The organism is Priestia koreensis (assembly GCF_022646885.1).
GTDB classification, from domain to species: Bacteria; Bacillota; Bacilli; order Bacillales; family Bacillaceae_H; genus Bacillus_AG; species Bacillus_AG koreensis_A.
On record NZ_CP061868.1, the window covers coordinates 486,189 to 507,911 of the forward strand.

Sequence of the window (21,723 nt, forward strand, 5' to 3'; positions counted from 1 at the left end):
ACCTTATGAAAAGGTTGATTCCTAAATAACTATGAATGTTTGCTTTTTACAGTGGCAACTTTAGGTTGCTTATGAAAAATAAATCCGATAAGAAGGAACAAAATCATCATACTGATGAAATAAAAAAAGCTCGTTCCCTTAAAATGTTGAATAAATACTCCGCCTAAATAAGGACCTGAAATACTACCGAGACTAAATGCCATACCGCACATCAAGTTTCCGGCTGGCAGTAAGGAGGTAGGTACTAAATCGGCCATATAGGTTATTCCTAGAGAGAAGGTTGACCCTAAAAGCATACCAGCTATAAACAAGCAAATGGTTAAAGCAATAAAAGAATCCTCAACAAAGCTAGCTGTAAGAAAGGCCAAAAAGCCGGTAGATAACACAGCTAACAAAATAGAGTGCCTGCCATATTTATCGCTCAGAATGCCTAGTGGAAGCTGAAAAATAATACTTCCAAATGCAAAAGCGGGAAGTAAAATCGAAATTTGATTTACTTCATAACCGTTGCGCAGGGCGTACACGGGAAAACTTCCATTCAACGTAGCTTCTAAAAAACCATATCCTAGCGGTGGCAAAAAAGCGACCCATGCATATTTGAAGGTTTTTCCAAATCGTTTGAATGATTCAACGAATGCTTCTGCTTCAACAGCTCCTTGAGGACGTTCATTTTTTAATAGGAAGACGGTCAGCCAAGCGAGTAAGCTAATCCCTGAACTCACGATGAAGGGAAGGGACGGGTTAATTTTTAGAAGAAACGAGGCAGAAGGTCCGACAGCAAATCCAATCCCGAAAAATAGTCCGTAAATGGAAATATTTCGTCCTCGATCTTTTTGCGTTGAAAAAGCCGTGATCCACGTCTGTGTACCAAAATGAAGCATGTGATCGCCAATGCCAATAAGTAAGCGTAGGGCAAACCAAAACCAGAATGCCTTCCACGTAATAAATGAAAAGAGAGATAAAATAACCAACAAACCTCCAACAACGATTAGAGGTTTATAACCATATCGCTGCAAAGGTCGTTCCATAAAAGGAGAGGCGAGTAAAACACCAATATACAGACCTGTGGCATTAAGACCGTTAAGAGCAGAGGATACCCCGTCCTGCTCTAGAATAACTGAAATGATGGGCAAAAGCATGCCTTGAGAAAAGCCAGAAATGGAGACAATGGTAACAAGAATCCAAAATCGAAATTTTATATGTAACAGGATAATTCCCCCTTACTTGAATCATGGTGCCACTTTTGATCGTACCGTTATCGAAAGGGAATAACAAGTCTAAAAATTTTGTTTTTTTATGTGCGATGTGTTTGCAGAGAAAATGTATAGTCAGTAAAATAGATGTATTACAGTCATGAAAAGAGGCATTCATATGGAATTTAAAATGAAGGAAGTTGGATTTACAACGGATTTAGAGTATGGTGAACTTCATGTTGCAGGAGATGAAGCGCATGGATTTCGGCCTTTTCAATTGATGGTATCATCGATCGCCGTATGTAGTGGAGGAGTGCTACGCACCATTTTAAAAAAGAAGCGCATTGAGATTGACGATATCAGCATTCAAGCGAATGTAGAAAGAAATGAAGCAAAAGCAAACCGTATTGAAAAAATCCATCTTCACTATGTCATTACCGGAAATGATTTGCCAGAAGAAAAGATTGCCCAGTCCATTGAGCTAGCACGCAAAAACTGTCCTATGGTTCAATCGGTTATTAACAGCATTGAGGTTGAAGAAACGTTTGAATTGAAGCAATAAACCAAAGCTCAAGCCTTACAAGGTTTGAGCTTTACTTTTGCCATCTTTAAAGAAGCGTATTGATTGGGGTGTAAATTGAACAAGAAGATAATTGTGCTCTTTTGGTTCATCAATCCATGCGAGTAGATCATCGGTCCAAAAGCGTTCCTTTATCTCTTCACTTTCCTCGACTTTCGCTAACGCCTCGATTTCGACATAAGAATTTTCTGATCCATTCCATTCATATCCCAATAAAATATGCACAGTCTCTTGCTTTTCTATTTCTTCTACACTAAATGTCCTTCGATTTATAGGTGAATAAAGCACCAAGTCTTCATGTGAAAAGGTCATCAGTCGAGAATGTGGCTTGTTTTCATGAAGAGTGGTTAGTATTCCTACTCGATGATGATCAAGAACATGTACGATTTGATCTTGAAGCATGTCAAAGATTCCCCTTTCTTTTCTCAATTACACGCTATTAGCGGCTTAAAATGGGCGCTTATTTCTTATTTAATCTACCTTCTTCTACCTAGTTTAAACCTTCCTCTACTTGGGAAAAAGCGTGGTATGTATCTGTCCATAATTGAATACACTAGCAAAAAAACGCAATGTTAAGGTTCACCCACAGAAAGTAGTGAAGGACCCGTCTAGAATCGTATATTTTAAGGGCAAACTGTAAAAAAGAAGAAGAGTATTCTTCGTCAGATAGTACGTATAGGGAGGCAACAGAGTGATTAATAAGTTATTTATGATTTTTGTCATTATCGGTGTTCCACTTTCAGTGGTTGGAAGTATTATGCACTGGTCACAAATTTTAATGTTTGTCATTTATTGCTTAACCATTATCGCATTAGCTGGGTTCATGGGTAGAGCAACAGAAAGCTTGGCGATTATATCAGGCCCTCGAATTGGTGGACTTCTAAATGCAACCTTCGGGAATGCTGTTGAGCTGATTATTTCGATTTTTGCTTTACAGGCAGGTCTTACCGAAGTCGTTCTTGCATCGTTAACGGGGTCTGTTTTAGGAAATCTGCTACTTGTAGGGGGGCTGTCCTTTTTTATCGGAGGACTCAAGTATAAGCGTCAGCAATTCAACATTTATGATGCAAGGCATAATTCGGCGCTCTTAATTTTTGCAGTTATTGTCGCGTTCGTTATCCCTGAGATTTTTGCTCAGCGTATGCCTGAAGATAAGACGTTAACCCTTAGTATAGGTGTATCGATCGTTCTTATTATTTTGTATTTAGCGGCTCTTTTATTTCGACTTGTTACACACCGAGGAGTTTATCAGCATAAAAATGACGTGAGCGAAGAGCACGAAGAACCGGAATGGGGAAAGCTGAGAGCAATTATGGTGCTCCTTCTTTCAACGGTTGCTGTTGCTTATGTGTCTGAAAATCTTGTACATACCTTTGAAACAGTGGCCGATAAATTTGGTTGGAGTGAACTGTTTATAGGGGTTATTATCGTAGCGATTGTTGGAAATGCAGCCGAGCATGCTTCTGCAATCTTAATGGCGTACAAAGACAAAATGGGCGTTGCGGTTGAAATTGCGGTCGGATCTACGCTTCAAGTGGCTATGTTTGTTGCACCTGTTTTAGTCCTTGTTTCGCTTCTATTCTCAACGAGTATGCCGCTCGTCTTCACCATTCCAGAGTTGGTGTCCATGATTACAGCTGTCTTTTTGACGATTTCGATCTCCAATGATGGAGATACGAACTGGTTTGAAGGAGCAACGCTGCTCGGAGCTTACATTATTATGGGTCTTGGTTTTTATCTACTCTAAAGGAAAGGGCGCGATCCGATATACAGATCGCGCCCTTTCTCATTCATCAAGGCCTCAGTCCTCCTTTGGATATGTAGTGAAGAGTAATACAATATATGCTATATAAAACTGAAAATTCCGATTTTTATAAAATATGTTGGGTTTGCAAGAAAGTAAATGTAAAATATTCCATTAGGGGGTGGTGGAATGATAAATCGGTTCATTCAATACATAGTAGGTCTATTATTTTTATCGTTTGGGGTGTCATTAACAATTGTAGCAGATGTAGGAGCAGGGGCATGGGATGCACTAAATGTCGGGTTATCAAAATCAATTGGTCTCACGATTGGCAATTGGGTTATCATTGTAGGGATTTTGATGATGGTTGTAAATGCTTTACTCGTTAAACGCATTGAATGGCTTGCGCTTGCACCAGTTTTTATCATCGGTTTTTTAATCGATTTGTGGATGTTAAACGTATTAAGCAAGGTTGCATTCGAATCTACAGTTGGAAAGTATCTATTATTTATTGGCGGAATCTTTACGATTGCAGTTGGGGTCGTCATTTATTTGCGCGCAAAGTTTCCGGCTAATCCAATTGATAATCTTATGCTGTCGCTTCAAGAGCGTTTTGGAATTAGTTTAATGGTCGGAAAGACGATTGGCGAAGTTTCAGCGTTAGTTCTTGCGTTTTTATTAGACGGAGCCATTGGAGTAGGAACCATCATTATTACATTTTTAATGGGACCTGCTATCCAACTCGTTACACCTGTTATAAACGCTCTTTTCAACAAGACGGTAGAAGAAAAAGTTACACCCGTTTGAGGAACCCCGTGATACGAAGAAATGGAAAAAGAGGATAAAGAAAAGCAGATGTGAAGAAACTATAAGTACATTTCCTAAAGTCTTGAAAGGAGTACTTATATGCGCAAAGTTTCAGCATTGTTAGTTGTTTTTCTTTTTTTTACGAGTATTATCATTCCGATCTCGCATGCACAGGGTACAAATAAGAAATCGACGGAGGTCGGGACAGTTCGTGTACCTAGTTCCGTTTTAAATATTTCCAAAGAAAACACATATCCAAACTCGTCACAGGATATGCCTTATTTACAGCCAAGTGATTTAGCTAAAGAATTATTAGGAACATCAAAGGTGAAAATTGAAAATCCTAATCTTATTCGTATGCTAAATGAATCAGCCGTATCGAAAAATCCACTCGCTATTGGATTCCGAGCGACCATTTACTTAGGAGAGTGGCCGTTAAATTACGAATCCATGGAAACCAACGTGAATTGGGAGTACAAAAAGGTGAATATGAATTTCTTTGATAACCGCGGAGGAAAGCTTCCATACCGAGTCCGCTATACGCAGGATGCTCAAAAGCAAGTAAAGGGCGGACTAACGGCTAGAATTCCTGATTCGGACGATGTTCAGAAAATGATGATTTTAAAAGCCGCAGAAAAAACAAAGCTCCCATTAGCTTTCTCTACAATCGTGGGAGTTGGAACAAAAAAAGAAAATGGCTACAACGTGCCTGCTAAAAAAGTAGGATATTTAAACAGCTATACACCAGCTGTCAGTGAACGTGGAAAAGTAACGTACGGAGAAGTATTTTTGCTTCTACATGGCAGTAAACGAACCATCGCTGTTAAAAACGTTACGTCCCAAGGAATTGGTGCTTGGATACCTGTTCAAGATCACCTGTCACTTAGCTTTTCTGTCCATAATCAGCCAAGATAAAAAACACGCAATCGGTTTTTCCGATTGCGTGTTTTTGGTTTGGCAAATAAGTGTCGAATGAATGCCTTATAAAGACAGAAATAAACAAAAAGTGACCATTATTTCCTAAGAAATAATAAAGTTGTATAAATATTAGGAAAATTGTCGAGTTGAACCATTGTTCATTTATTCGTAAACTGAATAAAAGGTTAAACAGCATTTAAAGGAGGAGGGACAGGTTATCAATAGTCGGAATTTTTAATTTTTATATCAATAATAGTAAGCGTTTACAATTTTACGATGAGACGAGGTCTTCCCAATGAACATATCAAATGATCATACACAAGAATTAAAGCGAAGTATGAAAACAAGGCATTTATTTATGATCTCTCTTGGAGGATGTATCGGAACAGGTTTTTTTGTCGGATCGGGCTACACGATTCATGAAGCTGGAGCTGTTGGAGCCATTATTGCGTATTTAGTTAGCGGTTTTATTATGTATTTGACGATGCTATGTTTAGGTGAGCTATCAGTTGCGATGCCTGTAACAGGTTCATTTCATACCTATACGACAAAGTTTGTCGGACCAGCTACAGGTTTTGCGGTGGGGTGGTTATATTGGTTAGGCTGGGCTGTAACGGTGGCACTCGAATTTTTAACAGCTGGACAGCTTATGAAGCGTTGGTTTGAGCATACTCCTGTGTGGATATGGTGCCTGATCTTCGCGTTACTCATTTTCTTATTAAATGCACTATCAGCAAAAGCCTTTGGAGAAGCAGAATTTGTTTTTTCAAGTATTAAAGTTATTGCTATTATTTTATTTATTGGAATTGGCGGCGCAGCAATGTTTGGCTTACTTGATATGAAAAGCGGAGAAGGAGCACCTTTTTTATCACACTTTTTTGATGAGAAGCTATTTCCCAATGGGCTTAAGGCATTGCTTATTACAATGATTACCGTAAACTTTTCGTTCCAAGGAACGGAGCTGATTGGGATTGCGGCTGGAGAAAGTGAAAATCCAGAGAAGACGATTCCAAAGTCGATTAAACAAACGGTTTGGCGTACGCTCTTTTTCTTTATTATTTCCGTCTCTATTATGGCGGCTTTAATTCCAAGTGATGAAGCAGGCGTGGATAAAAGCCCGTTTGTTGTCGTACTAGATAATATCGGTGTTCCGTATGCAGGAGACGTGATGAACTTTATTATTTTAATCGCTCTTTTATCTGTTGCGAATTCAGGTTTATATGCGGCTACACGGATGCTCTACTCTCTTTCAAAAGAAAAGATGGCAAGCCCAAGCGTTGGTCGCGTTAACAAACGAGGAGTACCAATGAACGCGCTAGTGATTACGCTAGCAGTATCTGCTCTAACGTTACTTTCAGGATTCTTTGCTGCAGAAACGGTTTTTGTGTGGCTCTTATCCCTTGCAGGGTTTGGGGCACAAGTAGGTTGGATTGCAATTACAGGTTCATATCTAGGATTTCGTAGGAAGTATCTACGAGAAGGTGGAAAGGTAGAAGACCTAAAGTTTCGAACACCGCTTTATCCGTTCCTCCCGATCCTAGCATTCATTACAAACTGCTTAGTCATCATTAGCTTAGCGTTTGACCCGGAACAGCGGATTGCCCTATATCTAGGTGTTGGATGCTCGATTGCTTGTTATGTGTACTACTATTTTAAAATGAAAAAGGTGTCATGGGGACAAGATGAGCCACAAGAAATACAACTGCAAAGAAATAAAAAAATGATGCTATAAACGAAAAGAGGGTGCTCCTAGGAACACCCTCTTTTTATTTATTTGATCAGGTTTGCAGAATTCTTTTGGAAGTCTACATCTTTATAATAGCTGTTTTTAACTAAAATATTTGGCCCTAAACATTGAACTTGTGGGCAGTGACAGCTAAGTTCTTTAGAGGTTTGTGACTGCTGCCAACGATCAAATGATTCTTGAAGCGGCGTGTCTTTAATATTTCCAAGAGGCGGTGTATCACCAAAATCTGTGACGATCACATCACCGTTAAAAATATTTACGTTTAAACGTGAACGACCGTCTGGATCATTACGAACCGTTACATTTTTGCTTGCATAAAGTCGTTTTAATAAATCAAGATCTTCTTGCGTTTGGCTACATGCGTAAAACGGAAGTGTTCCAAATAACATCCACGTTTTCTCATCGCGAATATCTAGTAGGTGATGAATGGCACTGCGCATCTCTTCTAAGCTTAGTGTTTCAAGCGTACTAGCGAAATCACTGGGGTACATAGGGTGAACTTCATGACGCTGACATTTCATTTCATCAACGATTTGACGATGAATTTTCTCCATGTGTGGAAGTGTGCGTTTGTTGAGCATCGTTTCTGCTGATACCATGACACCCGCTTCTGTCAAAGCACGGCTGTTTTCAATCATACGATCAAAATATTTAGCCCGTTGTTCAACGGTCGGTTTTCGATCCATCATCGCAAAACCACCCTCAACAAAATCATCCATCGTTCCCCAGTTATGAGAAATATGTAAAACGTCTAAATAAGGAACAATTAGTTCATAACGAGAAAGATCAAGTGTGAGGTTGGAGTTAATCTGTGTACGTACCCCTCGTTCACGAGCATATTTCAGTAAAGGAACTACATAGTTTTTAACAGATGAAAGGGAAAGCATTGGTTCTCCCCCAGTAATACTTAAAGAACGTAATGTAGGAATTTCTTCTAAACGTTTTAATAACAGCTCAATTGGCAGGGCATTTGGATCTTTTGGTTGTAGTGTGTAACCAACCGCACAATGCTCACAGCGCATGTTGCAAAGAGTTGTTGTTGTAAACTCAATGTTAGTAAGTGTCGGCTTGCCGTACTGCTTCATATCTAAATAAGCTTCCCACGGATCGAATGACGTGGTAATTCGTTCTAAGGTCTTCATAAAAAACTCCTTTGAATCAAAATGTAGGGTCGTTTTCTGTAAAAATGGAAAATCAACCAATATAAACACACTAGGAACTATTATGAATTTTATTAGAGTTAGTTGTCAATTATGAAATGATTGGTTACGATAAGAAGCGAAGGGAGCGATCAACGATGGGAAATTCTATTCATGATAAAGAAAAACAGGTAGATTATTTGAAAAATCGTTTAAATATGTTTTTAAATGTTCTTGAATCCATGGAGCCTGAAGATGCAGGTGTTGAGGATATTGACCGCTTAATCGAAATGATTGATGATTTGGAATTTAAATATGAGCAGTTTAAAAAGGATTGGAAATAAAGCTCTCGCTGTGAGAGCTTTTTCTTTTTTCTCTTTTAACTGAATTTTTAAAGGAGTATAATGCATTATAGAAGGACCGGTGTGCAAGGTAAACAGTGATTTTACTCGCACTGACTCTACATATTGATAGAAAAGAAAGCGATTTCTAAAAATGCTATATGCTTGGTCGCTAATAATGCTAGGGGATTAGGGAGGAAACGATGATGGAACAACTAAAAGAAAGTTTATATCAATTAATTGTCGAAACATCAACGAACTTACCAAAAGATGTACGAAGAGCAATTGCGAAAGCAAAAACACGTGAAAATTCAGGAACTCGTGCAGCGATGTCACTTGCTACGATTACAGAAAATATCCAAATGGCAGATGAGAATGTGTCACCAATTTGCCAAGATACAGGTATGCCTACATTCAAAATTTATACGCCTGTAGGAGTGAATCAATTAAAAATCAAGGACGCTATTTATTGGGCAATCGTAGAAGCAACTAAGCACGGAAAGCTTCGTCCAAACTCCGTTGATTCATTAACAGGAGAAAATAGTGGAAACAATCTCGGAGAAGGAAACCCTGTTATTAAGTTCGAGCAATGGGAAAACGACTACATTGATGTGCGCTTAATTTTAAAAGGCGGCGGATGTGAAAACAAAAACATTCAGTATAGCCTTCCGTGTGAAGTTGAAGGGTTAGGACGTGCTGGTCGTGACTTGGATGGAATTCGTAAGTGTATTTTACATTCCGTATACCAAGCACAAGGACAAGGCTGTAGTGCAGGTGTCATCGGTGTCGGCATCGGTGGAGATCGCACATCTGGCTATGAACTTGCAAAAGCACAGCTGTTCAGAAGCCTTGATGATGAAAATCCAAATGAGCAATTACGTGAATTAGAAGAATACATTGTTGAAAATGCGAACAAGCTTGGAATTGGAACAATGGGATTCGGTGGTGAAACAACGCTTCTTGGTTGTAAAGTCGGCACAATTCACCGTATTCCAGCAAGCTTCTTCGTTTCAGTTGCATATAACTGCTGGGCTTATCGCCGTTTAGGAGTAAAATTAAATCCTGATACGGGTGAAATTCAAGAGTGGCTCTATCAAGAAGGTGAAGAAGTTACGTTCCCGAAAGAAGCTGAAAAAGAAGAAGAAAAAGTAGAAAATCAAACAAAAGAAGTGGTTCTACAAGCGCCAATTTCTGAAGAGCAAATTCGTGAGTTAAAAGTGGGCGACGTTGTACGTATTACTGGGATGATGTACACAGGTCGCGATGCGATTCATAAATACTTGAGCGATCATGACTGTGAAGTAGATCTAAATGGTCAAATTATTTATCACTGTGGCCCAGTAATGTTAAAAGATGAAGACGAAAAATGGCACGTTGCTGCCGCTGGCCCTACGACAAGTATTCGTGAAGAGCCTTATCAAGGGGATATCATGAAGAAATTTGGTATTCGTGCAGTAATGGGTAAAGGCGGAATGGGACCAAAAACGCTCGCAGCATTAAAAGAGCATGGTGGCGTATATTTAAATGCCATTGGTGGTGCAGCTCAATACTATGCAGAATGTGTACAAGCGGTTGAAGGTGTGAACTATACACAGTTCGGAATTCCAGAAGCAATGTGGCATCTTCGCGTGAAAGATTTCACTGCTGTTGTCACGATGGATTCGCATGGTAATAGCCTACATCAAGATGTAGACAAATCATCGCTTGAAAAGCTTGCTCAATTCAAAGAGCCTGTATTTAAATAAACGTTTGTTTAGAAAGCCAGCCTTCTTGTAAGGTTGGCTTTTTTGGTAGAAAAATGAATAAGAATGGAAAACAATGCATCGCATGAACTCATACATGTCACAAAAAATAAAAGGAGAAAGGAGTAGAGCTGATGAAAAAACTTTTCTTTGCAATTACTGCTCTTCTTTTAATTAATGGGGGCATGTTTTTAGAAGCGTACGGTGCTTCTTCCAATACGCCGATCCACTGGGGATTCAGCAAAAGTAAAAATCATGAGCCAGCTTCAGCAGGAGCAGCTTATGATCAGTTATTAAAAAAGCATGATTCATTTTATATCGGACATACGACCGAAAAACATATTTACTTAACATTTGATAATGGGTATGAAAATGGATACACCGAAAAAGTATTAAATGTACTTAAGAAAAAGAAGGTGCCAGCTGCCTTTTTTGTTACGGGTCATTATTTGACCGATCAGCCCGAACTTGTAAAAAGAATGGCGAGCGAGGGTCATATTGTTGGAAATCATTCATGGCATCATCCTGATTTGACAACCGTAGATGATACAAAACTAAAAGAAGAATTGCAGCGTGTCAAAACAGAATATACAAAATTAACGGGTAAAAAAGATATGAAGTATTTACGGCCACCAAGAGGAATATTCAGTGATCGAGTACTTGGTCTTGCGAAAGATGAAGGATACACAACGGTGTTTTGGTCGTTAGCTTTTGTCGATTGGAAAACCGATCAACAAAAGGGATGGCGCTATTCGTACGATAATATTATGGCACAAATTCATCCAGGAGCGATTTTATTGCTTCATACTGTTTCAAGCGACAACGCAGAAGCGTTGGGGAAATCAATCGATGACCTTCGAAAACAAGGGTATGAATTCCGAAGCTTGGATGAATACATGCTTAAAGAAACACAACATATGAATTCCATGATTTTAGAACCAAAGTAGATTTTAGGCAGCTCTCATTTTAAAAAGAGCTGTCTTTTTCGTGTTATAATGAGGATAAAATGTTCGGAGGTTGAACACAATGTTGAGAACAAAGATCGTGGTTCCCCCACCGTATGATTTTGGGGCTGTGATGGACCGTTTATCATTAGATTCGTTAAATCGTGTAGAGATCGAACAGAACACCATTTTTGTTCCGATTGTAATAGATGATAGAAATATCTCGGTGAAGATTAAAAGCACGGGAACAATTGACTCCCCTGCATTTGAAATTGATATTTTAGACGAAGCGGATGAAGTCACGGTGTTAGAGGAGCTAAAGCGCCTGTTTCAATGGAATGAATTACTTCCCACGATTCACGACCACTTTGCTTCAACAAACCTGCGTTCACTGTTTCAAGAGCACCGGGGTACACCTCTAGTATTGGAGTTTGATTTTTTTCGCTGTCTTCTCAAATCCATTATTCATCAGCAGCTTAGCCTAAAGGTTGCTCATCGTTTGACAGATCGATTTGTCAAAACGTACGGAGTAGAGCATAATGGAGTGTGGTTTTATCCGTCACCAGACCGCTTATGTTCCTTAAACTATGAAGAGCTAAAGGAGCTAGGTTTAAGTACGAGAAAAAGTGAGTACATCATAGATATCTCAAAAGCGATTGTGTCAGGAGAACTTGACCTTTCATCACTACGAAATCAATCAGATGAAGAGGTAATTCAAACATTAGTAAAAATTAGAGGAATTGGGCCGTGGACGGCGCAAAACTTTTTAATGTTCGCTTTAGGGAGACTGAACATGTTTCCAAAAGCTGATATAGGTCTACAAAACGCGATTCGCAACCTTTTTAACTTAAGTGCGAAGCCAACACTAGACGAAATGGAGTCGCTCAGCAAAGAGTGGCAGCCATATGCAAGCTATGCTTCTCTTTATTTATGGAGAAGCATCGAATAAAAAAGAGTAAAACGGAGTTGTCACGATGAATATAAAAACAGAAGTGAAAATAAAAAAGGGACAAGAGTTTTTAATTACGATTAAACGCTTGGGCATTAACGGAGAGGGTGTCGGTTATTACAAGCGTCACGTCGTGTTTGTTCCTGGTGCTTTGCCGACAGAAGAGGTAGTCGTTGAGGTAACCAATACACACCCAAAATTTGCAGAGGCAAAAATTAAAAAAATTAAAAAGAAATCTCCGCAAAGGGTCAACGCTCCTTGCCCGATCTACGAATTATGTGGAGGCTGTCAGCTGCAGCATCTTCAATATCCGTCCCAATTAGACGCGAAGCGAGATATTGTTCTTCAAGCTTTTGAGCGCCATACGCGTTTCAATGAGATCGGACATAAAATCAAGAAGACAATTGGTATGGAAGATCCGTGGCACTACCGAAACAAAGCACAGTTTCAAGTGGGGCTAAAGGATAATAAAGTGATTGCCGGCTTATACAGTGCAAACTCACATCGTCTTATTAATATTGAAAACTGCATCGTGCAGCATCAAGTGACGACAAAAGTAATGAATACAGTAAAACAAATTTTACAAGACCTGAAAATCTCTGTTTATGATGAGAAAAAACGCACAGGAGTAATTCGTACGCTTGTTATCCGCGAAGGTTTTCAAACGGGTGAAGTACAGCTAGTCTTTATTACAGGGCAAAAAGAGATTCCTCGTCAGCAATTACTAGTTGAGGAAGTAAAGCGCCGTCTTCCACAGGTAAAATCAATTGTTCAAAATATCAACAACCGTAAAACATCGCTCATCTTTGGGGATGAAACGTTTACGCTTGATGGAAAAGACGTTATTCAGGAAACGCTCGGAGATCTATCCTTTGAACTCTCTGCCCGCGCATTCTTCCAGCTAAACCCTACCCAAACAGTTAAGCTTTACAATGAGGTAAAGCAGGCAGCTGCTTTAACAGGAGAAGACCGCATCGTAGACGCCTACTGTGGTGTTGGGACGATCGGCTTGTGGCTTGCAGATGGTGCAAAAGAAATTCGCGGAATGGATACGATTAAGGAATCAATTACCGATGCGAATGAGAATGCACAAAAGCATGGATTTAAAAATGCTAGCTATGTAGCAGGAAAAGCAGAGTACTGGCTACCACGCTGGGTGAAAGAAGGATGGAAGCCAGACGTTATTGTAGTCGATCCTCCGCGTACAGGCTGTGACCGTCAGCTGTTGGAGACGATGCTAAAAGTGAAGCCGAAAAAAATTGTGTACGTATCGTGTAACCCGTCTACTCTTGCAAAAGATATCGATAAGCTGTCTAAATTCTACGATGTAGAATACATTCAGCCAGTTGACATGTTCCCACATACGGCTCATGTTGAAACGGTAACGAAGCTAGTGAGAAAGATGTAACCCGAAGAGGAGTTTATACAACTCCTCTTTCTTTGTGCTGTTCAAGTTGTTTTGCTTTTCCTCATAAACGGGGATTTATATACTAGATTGGTGCAAATTAAATCAAAAGAACGATCGGTGGAAGGAGCTTAGGTGAATTGAAAAAAGGGCGTTGGAGCTTGCAGCTCACTATTATGCTTTTAGTATGCGGGGTCGTGGCGTTTTCTTTATTTATTACAGATATTTTAGTGAGTCGCACCACCGCAGATATTATTCAAAAACGAGAAGGAGAAAAAGCCCAGAGCATTGGCCGAACGGTTGCGATGACGCCAGTTGTTATTCAAGCTCTTTCACAGCAGCAGCCTAACAACGGTGTTCAGCGTTTTGCTAGCCAAATTAAAAAAACGACAGGAGTAGAATTTATTGTCGTAATGGACAATAAAGGGATACGTCTTTCACACCCTGACCCACGTAAAATAGGCAAAAAGTTTGTTGGAGGAGATCAAAAGGCGGTTCTACGTGGAAAAGAGCATATCTCCATTTCAAAAGGAACGCTTGGTACATCACTGCGCTCGTTTACACCTGTATATGACGAAAAGGGAAAGCAGGTAGGAGCAGTATCTGTAGGTATTTCCCTTGAGAAAGTTCATGTAGCAGTGGCCAGAAGTCGCTCTAATATTTATACAGGGACGTTAGTGGGGATTTTAGTTGGGGTGATTGGTGCTGTCCTGCTAGCTCGTTACATAAAAAAGATTCTATTTGGACTTGAGCCTGCGCAAATTTCAAAAGTACTGGAAGAACGAAGTGCTATCTTGCAATCAGCTCATGAAGGAATTATTGCGGTTGATCAGCATTCTACGATTACTCTTGTAAATCGTGCGGCAGCTAAAATCCTTTCTAAGGCAGGTGTCGACCACACCAATTTTATAGGTAAAAAAATTGATGATATTATTCCAGGTTCAAATCTCAAAAATATTTTGGTTCATGGACAAGAGGAGCTAGGAACAGAGCAAGATGTGAAGGGAATTGTGTTAGTTGTTAACCGTGTTCCAATTATCGTGAAAGGTCAAATTGTCGGTGCTTTATCTACATTTCGTGATAAAACAGAGATCCATCAAATGGCTGTTCAGCTTACAGGAGTGCGGTTGTATGCCGATGCGCTTCGGGCGCAGTCACATGAGTTTATGAATAAGCTACATGTTATTCTCGGAATGGTGCATATGAAAAAATATGATCAGCTGGACCTTTATATAAATGAATTAGCTGACCATCGTAAAAACGAAACAAACTTTATTACCAAAATGATCAAAGATCCTGTGTTAGCAGGATTTCTAACGGGAAAATTAAGTTATGCCCGTGAAGAAGGCGTCAAAATGACGATTAAAATGGAGTATCCCTTACCGCCTCCAAGCGATACAGACGTTACACATGAGCTCATTACCATTATTGGAAATCTAATTGAAAACGCGGTGGATGCCTTAAATGGTCATGCAATTAAACGAATTGAGGTTGAATTTGATTACGCGGATGAAATCTTAAGTGTAGACGTAACAGACAACGGATCTGGTATTACGAAAGAACAGTTAAATCATATTTTTCAAAAAGGATATTCAACAAAAGGGGAAAATAGAGGAATTGGCCTGTATCTAGTACAACAAAGTCTTGATAAACTAAACGGAGAAATAGAAATATCATCGACGAAAGGACAAGGAACTCGAATCGCGATTTACGTACCCTATATAGCAAAGGAGATATCGGATGAATAAGGTCATGATTGTAGAAGATGATCCAATGGTTGCGGAATTTAACAAACGATATTTAGAGAAGATTGATGATTTCGAGTTGGTTGCAACTTGTTCCTCTGTGGATGAGGCAATATTCATTTTAAACGAAAAGAAAGTTGAGCTCATTTTATTGGATATTTTTATGCCGGGGAAAAATGGGCTAGAATTACTTTCCTATATACGAGAGAACGATATGAAGGTGGATGTGATCGTCATTTCTGCTGCTTCTGATACAGAGCGCATTCAGAAAGCGTTAAGACTTGGAGCAGTCGATTATTTGATTAAGCCATTTGAATTTGAGCGCTTTAGTGCTGCGTTAACAGCTTACTATAAGAAAAATACTTTTTTACAATCCGCTGATCATATTAACCAAGAGCAATTAGATGAACGCATTTTACATAATGAAGAGAAAGCCCTCCCTGAAGAATTACCAAAAGGTCTATCACAGGACACATTAAAACTGGTATGGGATGCGGTACAGGAAATGAAATCTCATTCATTTTCGACAGAAGAGATTGTGAATATAACAGGGATTTCACGCGTATCTGTACGGAAATATTTAAAGTTCCTCAAGCATATTGATGTGGTAGATGTAAAAGTTCATTATGGAAATATTGGGCGTCCTATTTCACAGCACAAAATTAATGAGTCCAAGACTCATCATATTCAGCAATATTTGTAAGCAGCGAAACCACTGCTTACTTTTTTTAATTACAAAAGTCTGTCTCTAAATTAAATAAGCTAGTCATCGAGAAAATGCAGGATTACTATAGAGGAGGAAAAGAGATAACCAATTAATTGGTGATTTTACCTAGGTTTTATTTAAGAACACAGAACAAAAGTATTCATGGTGTTAGATGATGCTTTTACACACGGTAGCCGTTAAATCTGAAGTATCGTCATTTGCTTTGCATTGACATATGAAGGTCTAGGCTTTTTTTAATGTCATTTCATTAATACGCTTTGTACAATCAATATATTTTTAAATTAGGAAGAAGGAACGTTTATGAATACAGTTTTCATGACAGAAAAAGATGTATTAAAAACAAATTTAAAAGGGAAAGAAGTTCTTCTCAACCCATTCCTAAATAAGGGTGTAGCTTTTTCAAAAGAAGAACGAAAAGAACTTGGGCTTCAGGGTCTACTGCCTTCTAACGTATTAACTCTTGAAGAGCAAGCAACAAGAGCTTACGCACAGTTCAAAGATCAGCATAACCCAATTCGCAAAAACGGTCTTTTATACGATTTATTCAATCGTAACGTTGTATTATTTTACCGACTATTAAAAGATCATTTGCGCGAAATGCTTCCAATTATCTACACACCAACGGTAGGGGAAGCAATCCAAAAATATTCTCATGAATATCATCGTCCAGGTGGACTATATCTATCCATCGACAGCATGGATGAAATGGAAGAAACATTCAAAAACCTTGGATACAGCGAAGATGACATTGATTTAGTCGTTGTAACGGATTCAGAAAGTATTCTAGGAATTGGTGACCAAGGGGTAGGCGGTATTAATATCGCAATCGGTAAATTAGCTGTTTACACAGCAGCTGCTGGTATTGATCCTAGCCGTGTCCTTCCTGTTGTTTTAGACGTTGGAACAAACAACGAAAAACTAATTCAAGATCCATTATATATCGGAAACAAATTTGATCGTGTACGCGGTGAAAAATACGATGAGTTCATCGATCTATTCGTATCACATGCACGTAGCTTCTTCCCAGAAGTTCTAATCCATTGGGAAGACTTAGGAAACGTTAATGCACGTAACATCATCAACAAATATGGAAAAGAAATTCTTACATTTAATGATGATATTCAAGGAACAGGTGCTGTTACACTTGCAGGAATCATGTCTGCACTACAAGTAACAGGTATTCCTCTTTCTGAACAACGTATCGTTGTATTTGGACCAGGGGCAGCTGGTATCGGGAACGCCGATCAAATTGTTGATGCAATGGTTCTAGAAGGCGTGTCAACAGAAGACGCGTACAATAAATTCTGGGCTGTAGATTACCGAGGATTACTAACGGATGAAGTTTCAGACGTATTCCCGTTCCAACAGCCATATACACGAAATGCAGAAGAAGTAAAAGATTGGGCACGTAATGAAGAAGGAATCATTCCTTTAGCAGAAGTGATTAAACAGGTTAAACCACATATCTTAATTGGTACGTCTGGACAAGCTGGTGCCTTCTCTGAAGAGATCGTAAAAGAAATGGCGAAGCACGTTGAACGTCCAATTATTATGCCAATGTCAAATCCAACACCGTTAGCAGAAGCTGTACCAGCAGATCTTCTTGAATGGACAGATGGAAAAGCGCTTATTGCGACAGGAAGTCCATTTGATGACATCACATACAACGGTGTAACGTATGAAATTGGTCAATCAAATAATGCATTTGTTTTCCCAGGGCTTGGTCTAGGTGCAATTGTAGCGAAGGCGAAAGTTATTTCAAACGGTATGCTAGCAGCGGCAGCACATGCAGTAGCAGATATTTCTGACAGCAGCTTCCCTGGTGCATCGTTGTTACCTTCTATCGATCAACTAGAAGAAGTATCAAAAGCCGTAGCCGTAGCTGTTGCAAAAGCAGCGATTGAAGAAGGTGTAGCTCAGGAAAACATCGAGGATATCGAACAAGCTATTACAAATGCTATGTGGAAACCAGAATATAAAATCATTGAACGTGCTTAATAATAGACGTTGATTTTTTAATGATGGTTTAAAGGAGTGCCATAAAGGTATTCCTTTAAGCCTTCTTATTTGTACAGGAATTTTTGGAGAAAGAGAAGTGCTTTGGAAATGAGTATTGGAAGTATATTTTTAACGTTAATCCCTATCTTTTTTACAATTATTTTAGGATATTTAGGTGGGTATTTTAAAGTATTTAACGCAGACGCATCAAAAGGATTGAACACGTTAGTGACAAAGTTTGCCTTACCGGCACATTTGTTCATCGGAATTACAACGACGAAAAAGCAAACGCTAATTGATCAATGGTCATTCTTCTTAACGATGACAATTTGTATTATTGGCTTTTATATCATTTTATTAATTATTGCTCGTACAATCTTTAAATATGATCTAACATCAGCATCAATGTTCTCTCTTAATTCAACGCAGCCAGCATTTGCGTTTATGGGAATTTCCGTACTAGGGAGCTTGTTCGGAGCTCAAGAAGTCGCTATTCCAATTGCCATTACTGGTATCGTTGTAAATGCTTTATTAGATCCATTAGCTACAATCGTTGGTACAATTGGTTCTAAAGAAAAATCAGACGAGAAATCAAACACATTAGGTATCATTCTACATGGTCTTAGTGAACCGCTTGCTTGTATTCCGTTACTAGCAGTTGTTGTTACACTATTAGGCTTCCAAGCGCCTGATATTTTAAAAACAACATTAGACCAAATCGGATCTGTTACATCTGGTGTTGCGTTATTTGCAGTAGGGGTAACAGTTGGAATTCGCAAAATTAACCTTCGAGGTGTTGCGATTGGAATTTCACTACTAAAAGTGGTTGTTGTTCCATTATTCATGGTTCTTGTTGCACATTTAGTAGGACTAAACCATGCTGATACAGTTAAAGCGATTTTACTTGTTGCGTTCCCAGGTTCAGCAGTAGCTGCAATGATCTCAACACGCTTTGATTCATTATCAACCGAAACAGCTTCTTCATTCGTATTGAGTACGGTTTTATCACTAATTTCATTACCAATTTATATTTCAATTTTAATGTAATTGTCCATAAATCCTTCCTCGGCCTTGAGGGAGGATTTTTTTGAAGAAATAAGTTTGTTAATTACTTCACAAACTTATTATAACGAATTTAAAACCGTAGGAAAAGAGGTGTGAGGGGAGTGTTCGAAAATGTTCACAATTACAAAAAATACCATTTTGATCAAAGGTGATGAATTTGTCAAGTGGGCACTTATTAACACCAATGTGGATAACGGAAATCTTGATATCATAGGATATTCACAGATTTATCCACATTATCCACAGATTTTTCAGAAAAATACGAATTAATTATCCACGATCTCTTTAAACAGTAGAGGACGATTGAAAGAGGTTTCACAGGGTTATCCACATTATTCACAGATCTGTGGATAAAATGTGTGTATATAAAAAAAATTAAGAAAATTTTCGACAAAAAGGGAAATAAATAGAGAATGTCTGTCATATGTTTAAATAGACAAACATTCTCTACGCAGAAGTCATTAAAACTGTGGTTTTTTAATATCAAAGCCACCAGCACGATCAGCCATTTTAAATTCGCGGGCATATGTAACTTCCTGTGCACGTCTTAATGTGCTCTTTGTTTGATCACTTTTTTTACGAGTGCTACTCATCGTATTCTACCTCCAGTTATAAAATGATGATCCAATCTTTCTAGTTTTTCCATTGAACATTTCTTTTAAACAAATCATCTACTCTTAAGGCAGCAAAAGCCACGCCGAGAACGGCGTGGCTTTACGAATAATTATGCTTCTTTTAAGTGATCTTCCTGAGTTTCCTGCTGTTCTGTACGAAGTAGGTGTAACGTGTAGAGGTCTTTTGAAATCTCATACAAGTTATATACTTCTTCAGGCTGATTAATTTGGTCATACAGGCTTTTGTGCGTATCGTTTGCAAGTGTAACGTACGGCAATTTCTCAGCCGCTTTTGCAGAGCGAATATTTACTTTGCGAATACGCATGAAGATTCGTTCGATGCCTAGCTCGTAAAACAGTTCGTTGAAGAACACTTCTTTTGCTGGCTGATTATAGCCTTTTCCATGATACGGCTTTCCTAGCCAAGTACCTAAAAACCCAGCTTGATCCTGTATGTCGTACAAATTAATGGCACCGATCGGATTTCCCCATTCGTCCGTAATCGTACGGGAAATGAGTTCACCATGTTCTTCGGCTTCCATTAGTTGTTTTGTTGTAAATAGGTATTCTTCATAAGAATGGGCTTTATGGCGAACAAAAGGGAAGACATCAGGGTGCACCATTAGTTCGTATAAAGCGTGGCAGTCTTGAAGGTCTCGTTTTTTTAACATAGCTTTTCCCCCTCGGACAGGGGCAGACCTAAGAACACGTTGGCCCCACCCCTCGAAATTTTTTGGTTGTGCATAAAAAATTTCGGGGTGGGAATCGAACCCACTAGAACCAGAAAACTGGTGGCGCACCATTTGCCTTCCCATTTCAGTCAACAATTAGCTTGAAAATCAGCATTTATATAAAATTGTGAATTCATTTAATTATCTCATACAAAAAGTATCATACTAAAAAAAAACCAAAAAGAAAATAGGTAATTTATTAATTTTTTTTAAATAAAATTTTTCCAGCAACCATTGTCAGAATAGGCTTTCCAAGGTAGTGAAATGGATGGTGTGTCCAGAGGACTAAATCAGCATCTTTTCCGGTTTCTAGGCTGCCTAATGAACGATCGATGCCTAGATTTCGAGCGGGATTAATCGTGATTGCTTCTAGCGCACGATTCTCATCAAATCCCTCACGAACCGCAATGGAGGCACATATATTTAAATATTGAATAGGGGTATAAGGGTGATCGGTGGTAATGGACACTTCCACGCCTTGATCAGCCAGAGTTTGATACGTTGTCCAGCTTTTGTTTTTTAACTCCACCTTCGATCGCCGCGTCAAAGTAGGTCCCACGCTAACCTTCAGATTGCGTCCACCTAGTTCCTCAGCAATCAAATGTCCCTCTGTGCAATGTTCAATACGGATGTCTAAGTCAAATTCTTCTCCGAATCGAACGGCTGACATAATATCATCAGCGCGATGTGCGTGAATTCGAACTGGAATTTGCTTGGTCAGGGCTTGGACAAGTGGCTTTACGCGTATGTCATCCACATTATCTGCATGCTTGGCTTGATAAAATGCTTCTCTCAGCATCCCCATAATGCCCATTCGTGTAATAGAGTCTTTATTTCCTTGACTGTGAATCCGCTTTGGATTTTCTCCTAATGCCACTTTTAGACCAGCAGTTTCGCGAACTAACATTTTTGAAATGTTCTTACCATGAGTCTTGATAACAGATGTGGTCCCACCGATAACATTGGCACTACCAGGCATAATGTGGACAGTCGTAATCCCATACTGAATGGCGTCTTGAAAGCCTGAATCAAGAGGATGAACGCTATCCAAAGCTCGAATGTGAGGGGTAAGTGGTTCGACCGTTTCGTTTGCGTCGTTTCCTGCCCATCCCGTCCCTTCATCGTACAGACCTAAGTGGGTATGAACATCAATAAACCCAGGAAGTAAATATTGCCCCCCACATTCAATAACATGCACGCCGTTTTCAGGAAGAATATTTTCTGCCATCCTACTAATTCTTCCATTCTCTACGAGCAAATCATGATTAAAAAGGGGAGGGGTAGTGATAGGATAGATGGTCGCATTTTTAAATAATACTTTTTCCATAACAAAC

At 39.1% G+C, this 21,723-nt stretch carries 21 protein-coding genes; 15 read left to right on the forward strand and 6 right to left on the reverse strand.

Features of this window, described 5'->3' with window-relative positions:
* Positions 1–29 precede the first annotated feature (29 nt).
* The gene (locus IE339_RS02440; protein ID WP_423809821.1) at positions 30–1,211 is read right to left on the reverse strand and encodes an MFS transporter; all 1,182 of its coding nucleotides are present in this window, start codon (positions 1,209–1,211) and stop codon (positions 30–32) included.
* 160 nt (positions 1,212–1,371) lie between these two features.
* Here IE339_RS02440 and IE339_RS02445 point away from each other — a divergent pair, with 160 nt between their 5' ends.
* Complete coding sequence (locus IE339_RS02445) at positions 1,372–1,755, forward strand: OsmC family protein (protein ID WP_242173274.1); 384 nt, start codon at positions 1,372–1,374, stop codon at positions 1,753–1,755.
* 15 nt (positions 1,756–1,770) lie between these two features.
* Here the strand turns inward: IE339_RS02445 and IE339_RS02450 are convergent, their stop codons facing one another.
* The gene (locus IE339_RS02450; RefSeq protein WP_242173275.1) at positions 1,771–2,175 is read right to left on the reverse strand and encodes a pyridoxamine 5'-phosphate oxidase family protein; all 405 of its coding nucleotides are present in this window, start codon (positions 2,173–2,175) and stop codon (positions 1,771–1,773) included.
* Positions 2,176–2,464: 289 nt separating this feature from the next.
* Here IE339_RS02450 and cax point away from each other — a divergent pair, with 289 nt between their 5' ends.
* The 4 genes from cax (at position 2,465) to IE339_RS02470 (ending at position 6,974) form a co-directional block, all read left to right on the forward strand.
* The gene (cax, locus tag IE339_RS02455) at positions 2,465–3,520 is read left to right on the forward strand and encodes a calcium/proton exchanger (RefSeq protein ID WP_242173276.1); all 1,056 of its coding nucleotides are present in this window, start codon (positions 2,465–2,467) and stop codon (positions 3,518–3,520) included.
* A 186-nt stretch (positions 3,521–3,706) separates the two neighbouring features.
* The gene (locus IE339_RS02460; protein ID WP_242173277.1) at positions 3,707–4,324 is read left to right on the forward strand and encodes a YczE/YyaS/YitT family protein; all 618 of its coding nucleotides are present in this window, start codon (positions 3,707–3,709) and stop codon (positions 4,322–4,324) included.
* A 99-nt stretch (positions 4,325–4,423) separates the two neighbouring features.
* Positions 4,424–5,239 carry a YfkD famly protein gene (locus tag IE339_RS02465; protein ID WP_242173278.1) on the forward strand — a complete coding sequence of 272 codons (816 nt, stop codon included), beginning with the start codon at positions 4,424–4,426 and terminating at the stop codon, positions 5,237–5,239.
* A 298-nt stretch (positions 5,240–5,537) separates the two neighbouring features.
* A complete protein-coding gene (locus IE339_RS02470) occupies positions 5,538–6,974 on the forward strand; it encodes an amino acid permease (protein ID WP_242173279.1) in 1,437 nt (478 codons plus the stop codon).
* A gap of 38 nt (positions 6,975–7,012) precedes the next feature.
* Here the strand turns inward: IE339_RS02470 and yfkAB are convergent, their stop codons facing one another.
* Entirely contained in the window at positions 7,013–8,131 is a 1,119-nt protein-coding gene (yfkAB, locus tag IE339_RS02475; protein WP_242173280.1) for a radical SAM/CxCxxxxC motif protein YfkAB, read from the reverse strand.
* Positions 8,132–8,286: 155 nt separating this feature from the next.
* On the opposite strand from yfkAB, the gene IE339_RS02480 reads away from it, so the two are divergent.
* From IE339_RS02480 to IE339_RS02525, 10 genes are all read left to right on the forward strand, one after another.
* The gene (locus IE339_RS02480) at positions 8,287–8,472 is read left to right on the forward strand and encodes an SE1561 family protein (RefSeq protein WP_053403054.1); all 186 of its coding nucleotides are present in this window, start codon (positions 8,287–8,289) and stop codon (positions 8,470–8,472) included.
* A gap of 200 nt (positions 8,473–8,672) precedes the next feature.
* The gene (locus tag IE339_RS02485) at positions 8,673–10,214 is read left to right on the forward strand and encodes a fumarate hydratase (protein WP_053403053.1); all 1,542 of its coding nucleotides are present in this window, start codon (positions 8,673–8,675) and stop codon (positions 10,212–10,214) included.
* A 182-nt stretch (positions 10,215–10,396) separates the two neighbouring features.
* Positions 10,397–11,158, forward strand: a complete 762-nt coding sequence (pdaA, locus tag IE339_RS02490; protein WP_242176087.1) for a delta-lactam-biosynthetic de-N-acetylase — start codon at positions 10,397–10,399, stop codon at positions 11,156–11,158.
* A 79-nt stretch (positions 11,159–11,237) separates the two neighbouring features.
* Positions 11,238–12,104, forward strand: a complete 867-nt coding sequence (locus tag IE339_RS02495; protein ID WP_242173281.1) for a DNA-3-methyladenine glycosylase family protein — start codon at positions 11,238–11,240, stop codon at positions 12,102–12,104.
* Positions 12,105–12,129: 25 nt separating this feature from the next.
* The gene (rlmD, locus tag IE339_RS02500; RefSeq protein WP_242173282.1) at positions 12,130–13,512 is read left to right on the forward strand and encodes a 23S rRNA (uracil(1939)-C(5))-methyltransferase RlmD; all 1,383 of its coding nucleotides are present in this window, start codon (positions 12,130–12,132) and stop codon (positions 13,510–13,512) included.
* Between the two features lie 137 nt (positions 13,513–13,649).
* On the forward strand, positions 13,650–15,257 hold the full coding sequence (dcuS, locus tag IE339_RS02505; RefSeq protein WP_242173283.1) for a DcuS/MalK family sensor histidine kinase: 1,608 nt from the start codon (positions 13,650–13,652) through the stop codon (positions 15,255–15,257).
* On the forward strand, positions 15,250–15,957 hold the full coding sequence (locus IE339_RS02510; protein WP_242173284.1) for a response regulator: 708 nt from the start codon (positions 15,250–15,252) through the stop codon (positions 15,955–15,957). The genes dcuS and IE339_RS02510 overlap by 8 nt, the downstream gene beginning before the upstream one ends.
* Positions 15,958–16,281: 324 nt before the next feature.
* Positions 16,282–17,979 (forward strand): NAD-dependent malic enzyme, encoded by a 1,698-nt coding sequence (locus IE339_RS02515; RefSeq protein WP_242173285.1) that lies wholly within the window; start codon positions 16,282–16,284, stop codon positions 17,977–17,979.
* Between the two features lie 108 nt (positions 17,980–18,087).
* The gene (locus IE339_RS02520; RefSeq protein WP_053403234.1) at positions 18,088–19,026 is read left to right on the forward strand and encodes an AEC family transporter; all 939 of its coding nucleotides are present in this window, start codon (positions 18,088–18,090) and stop codon (positions 19,024–19,026) included.
* A 129-nt stretch (positions 19,027–19,155) separates the two neighbouring features.
* The gene (locus tag IE339_RS02525) at positions 19,156–19,314 is read left to right on the forward strand and encodes a hypothetical protein (RefSeq protein ID WP_242173286.1); all 159 of its coding nucleotides are present in this window, start codon (positions 19,156–19,158) and stop codon (positions 19,312–19,314) included.
* A 191-nt stretch (positions 19,315–19,505) separates the two neighbouring features.
* Here the strand turns inward: IE339_RS02525 and IE339_RS02530 are convergent, their stop codons facing one another.
* From IE339_RS02530 to IE339_RS02540, 3 genes are all read right to left on the reverse strand, one after another.
* Positions 19,506–19,637 (reverse strand): YfhE family protein, encoded by a 132-nt coding sequence (locus IE339_RS02530; protein WP_083446626.1) that lies wholly within the window; start codon positions 19,635–19,637, stop codon positions 19,506–19,508.
* 131 nt (positions 19,638–19,768) lie between these two features.
* Positions 19,769–20,329, reverse strand: coding sequence for a GNAT family N-acetyltransferase (locus tag IE339_RS02535; RefSeq protein WP_242173287.1), 561 nt, complete (start codon positions 20,327–20,329; stop codon positions 19,769–19,771).
* Positions 20,330–20,588: 259 nt separating this feature from the next.
* Entirely contained in the window at positions 20,589–21,716 is a 1,128-nt protein-coding gene (locus IE339_RS02540; RefSeq protein ID WP_242173288.1) for an amidohydrolase, read from the reverse strand.
* Positions 21,717–21,723 lie beyond the last annotated feature (7 nt).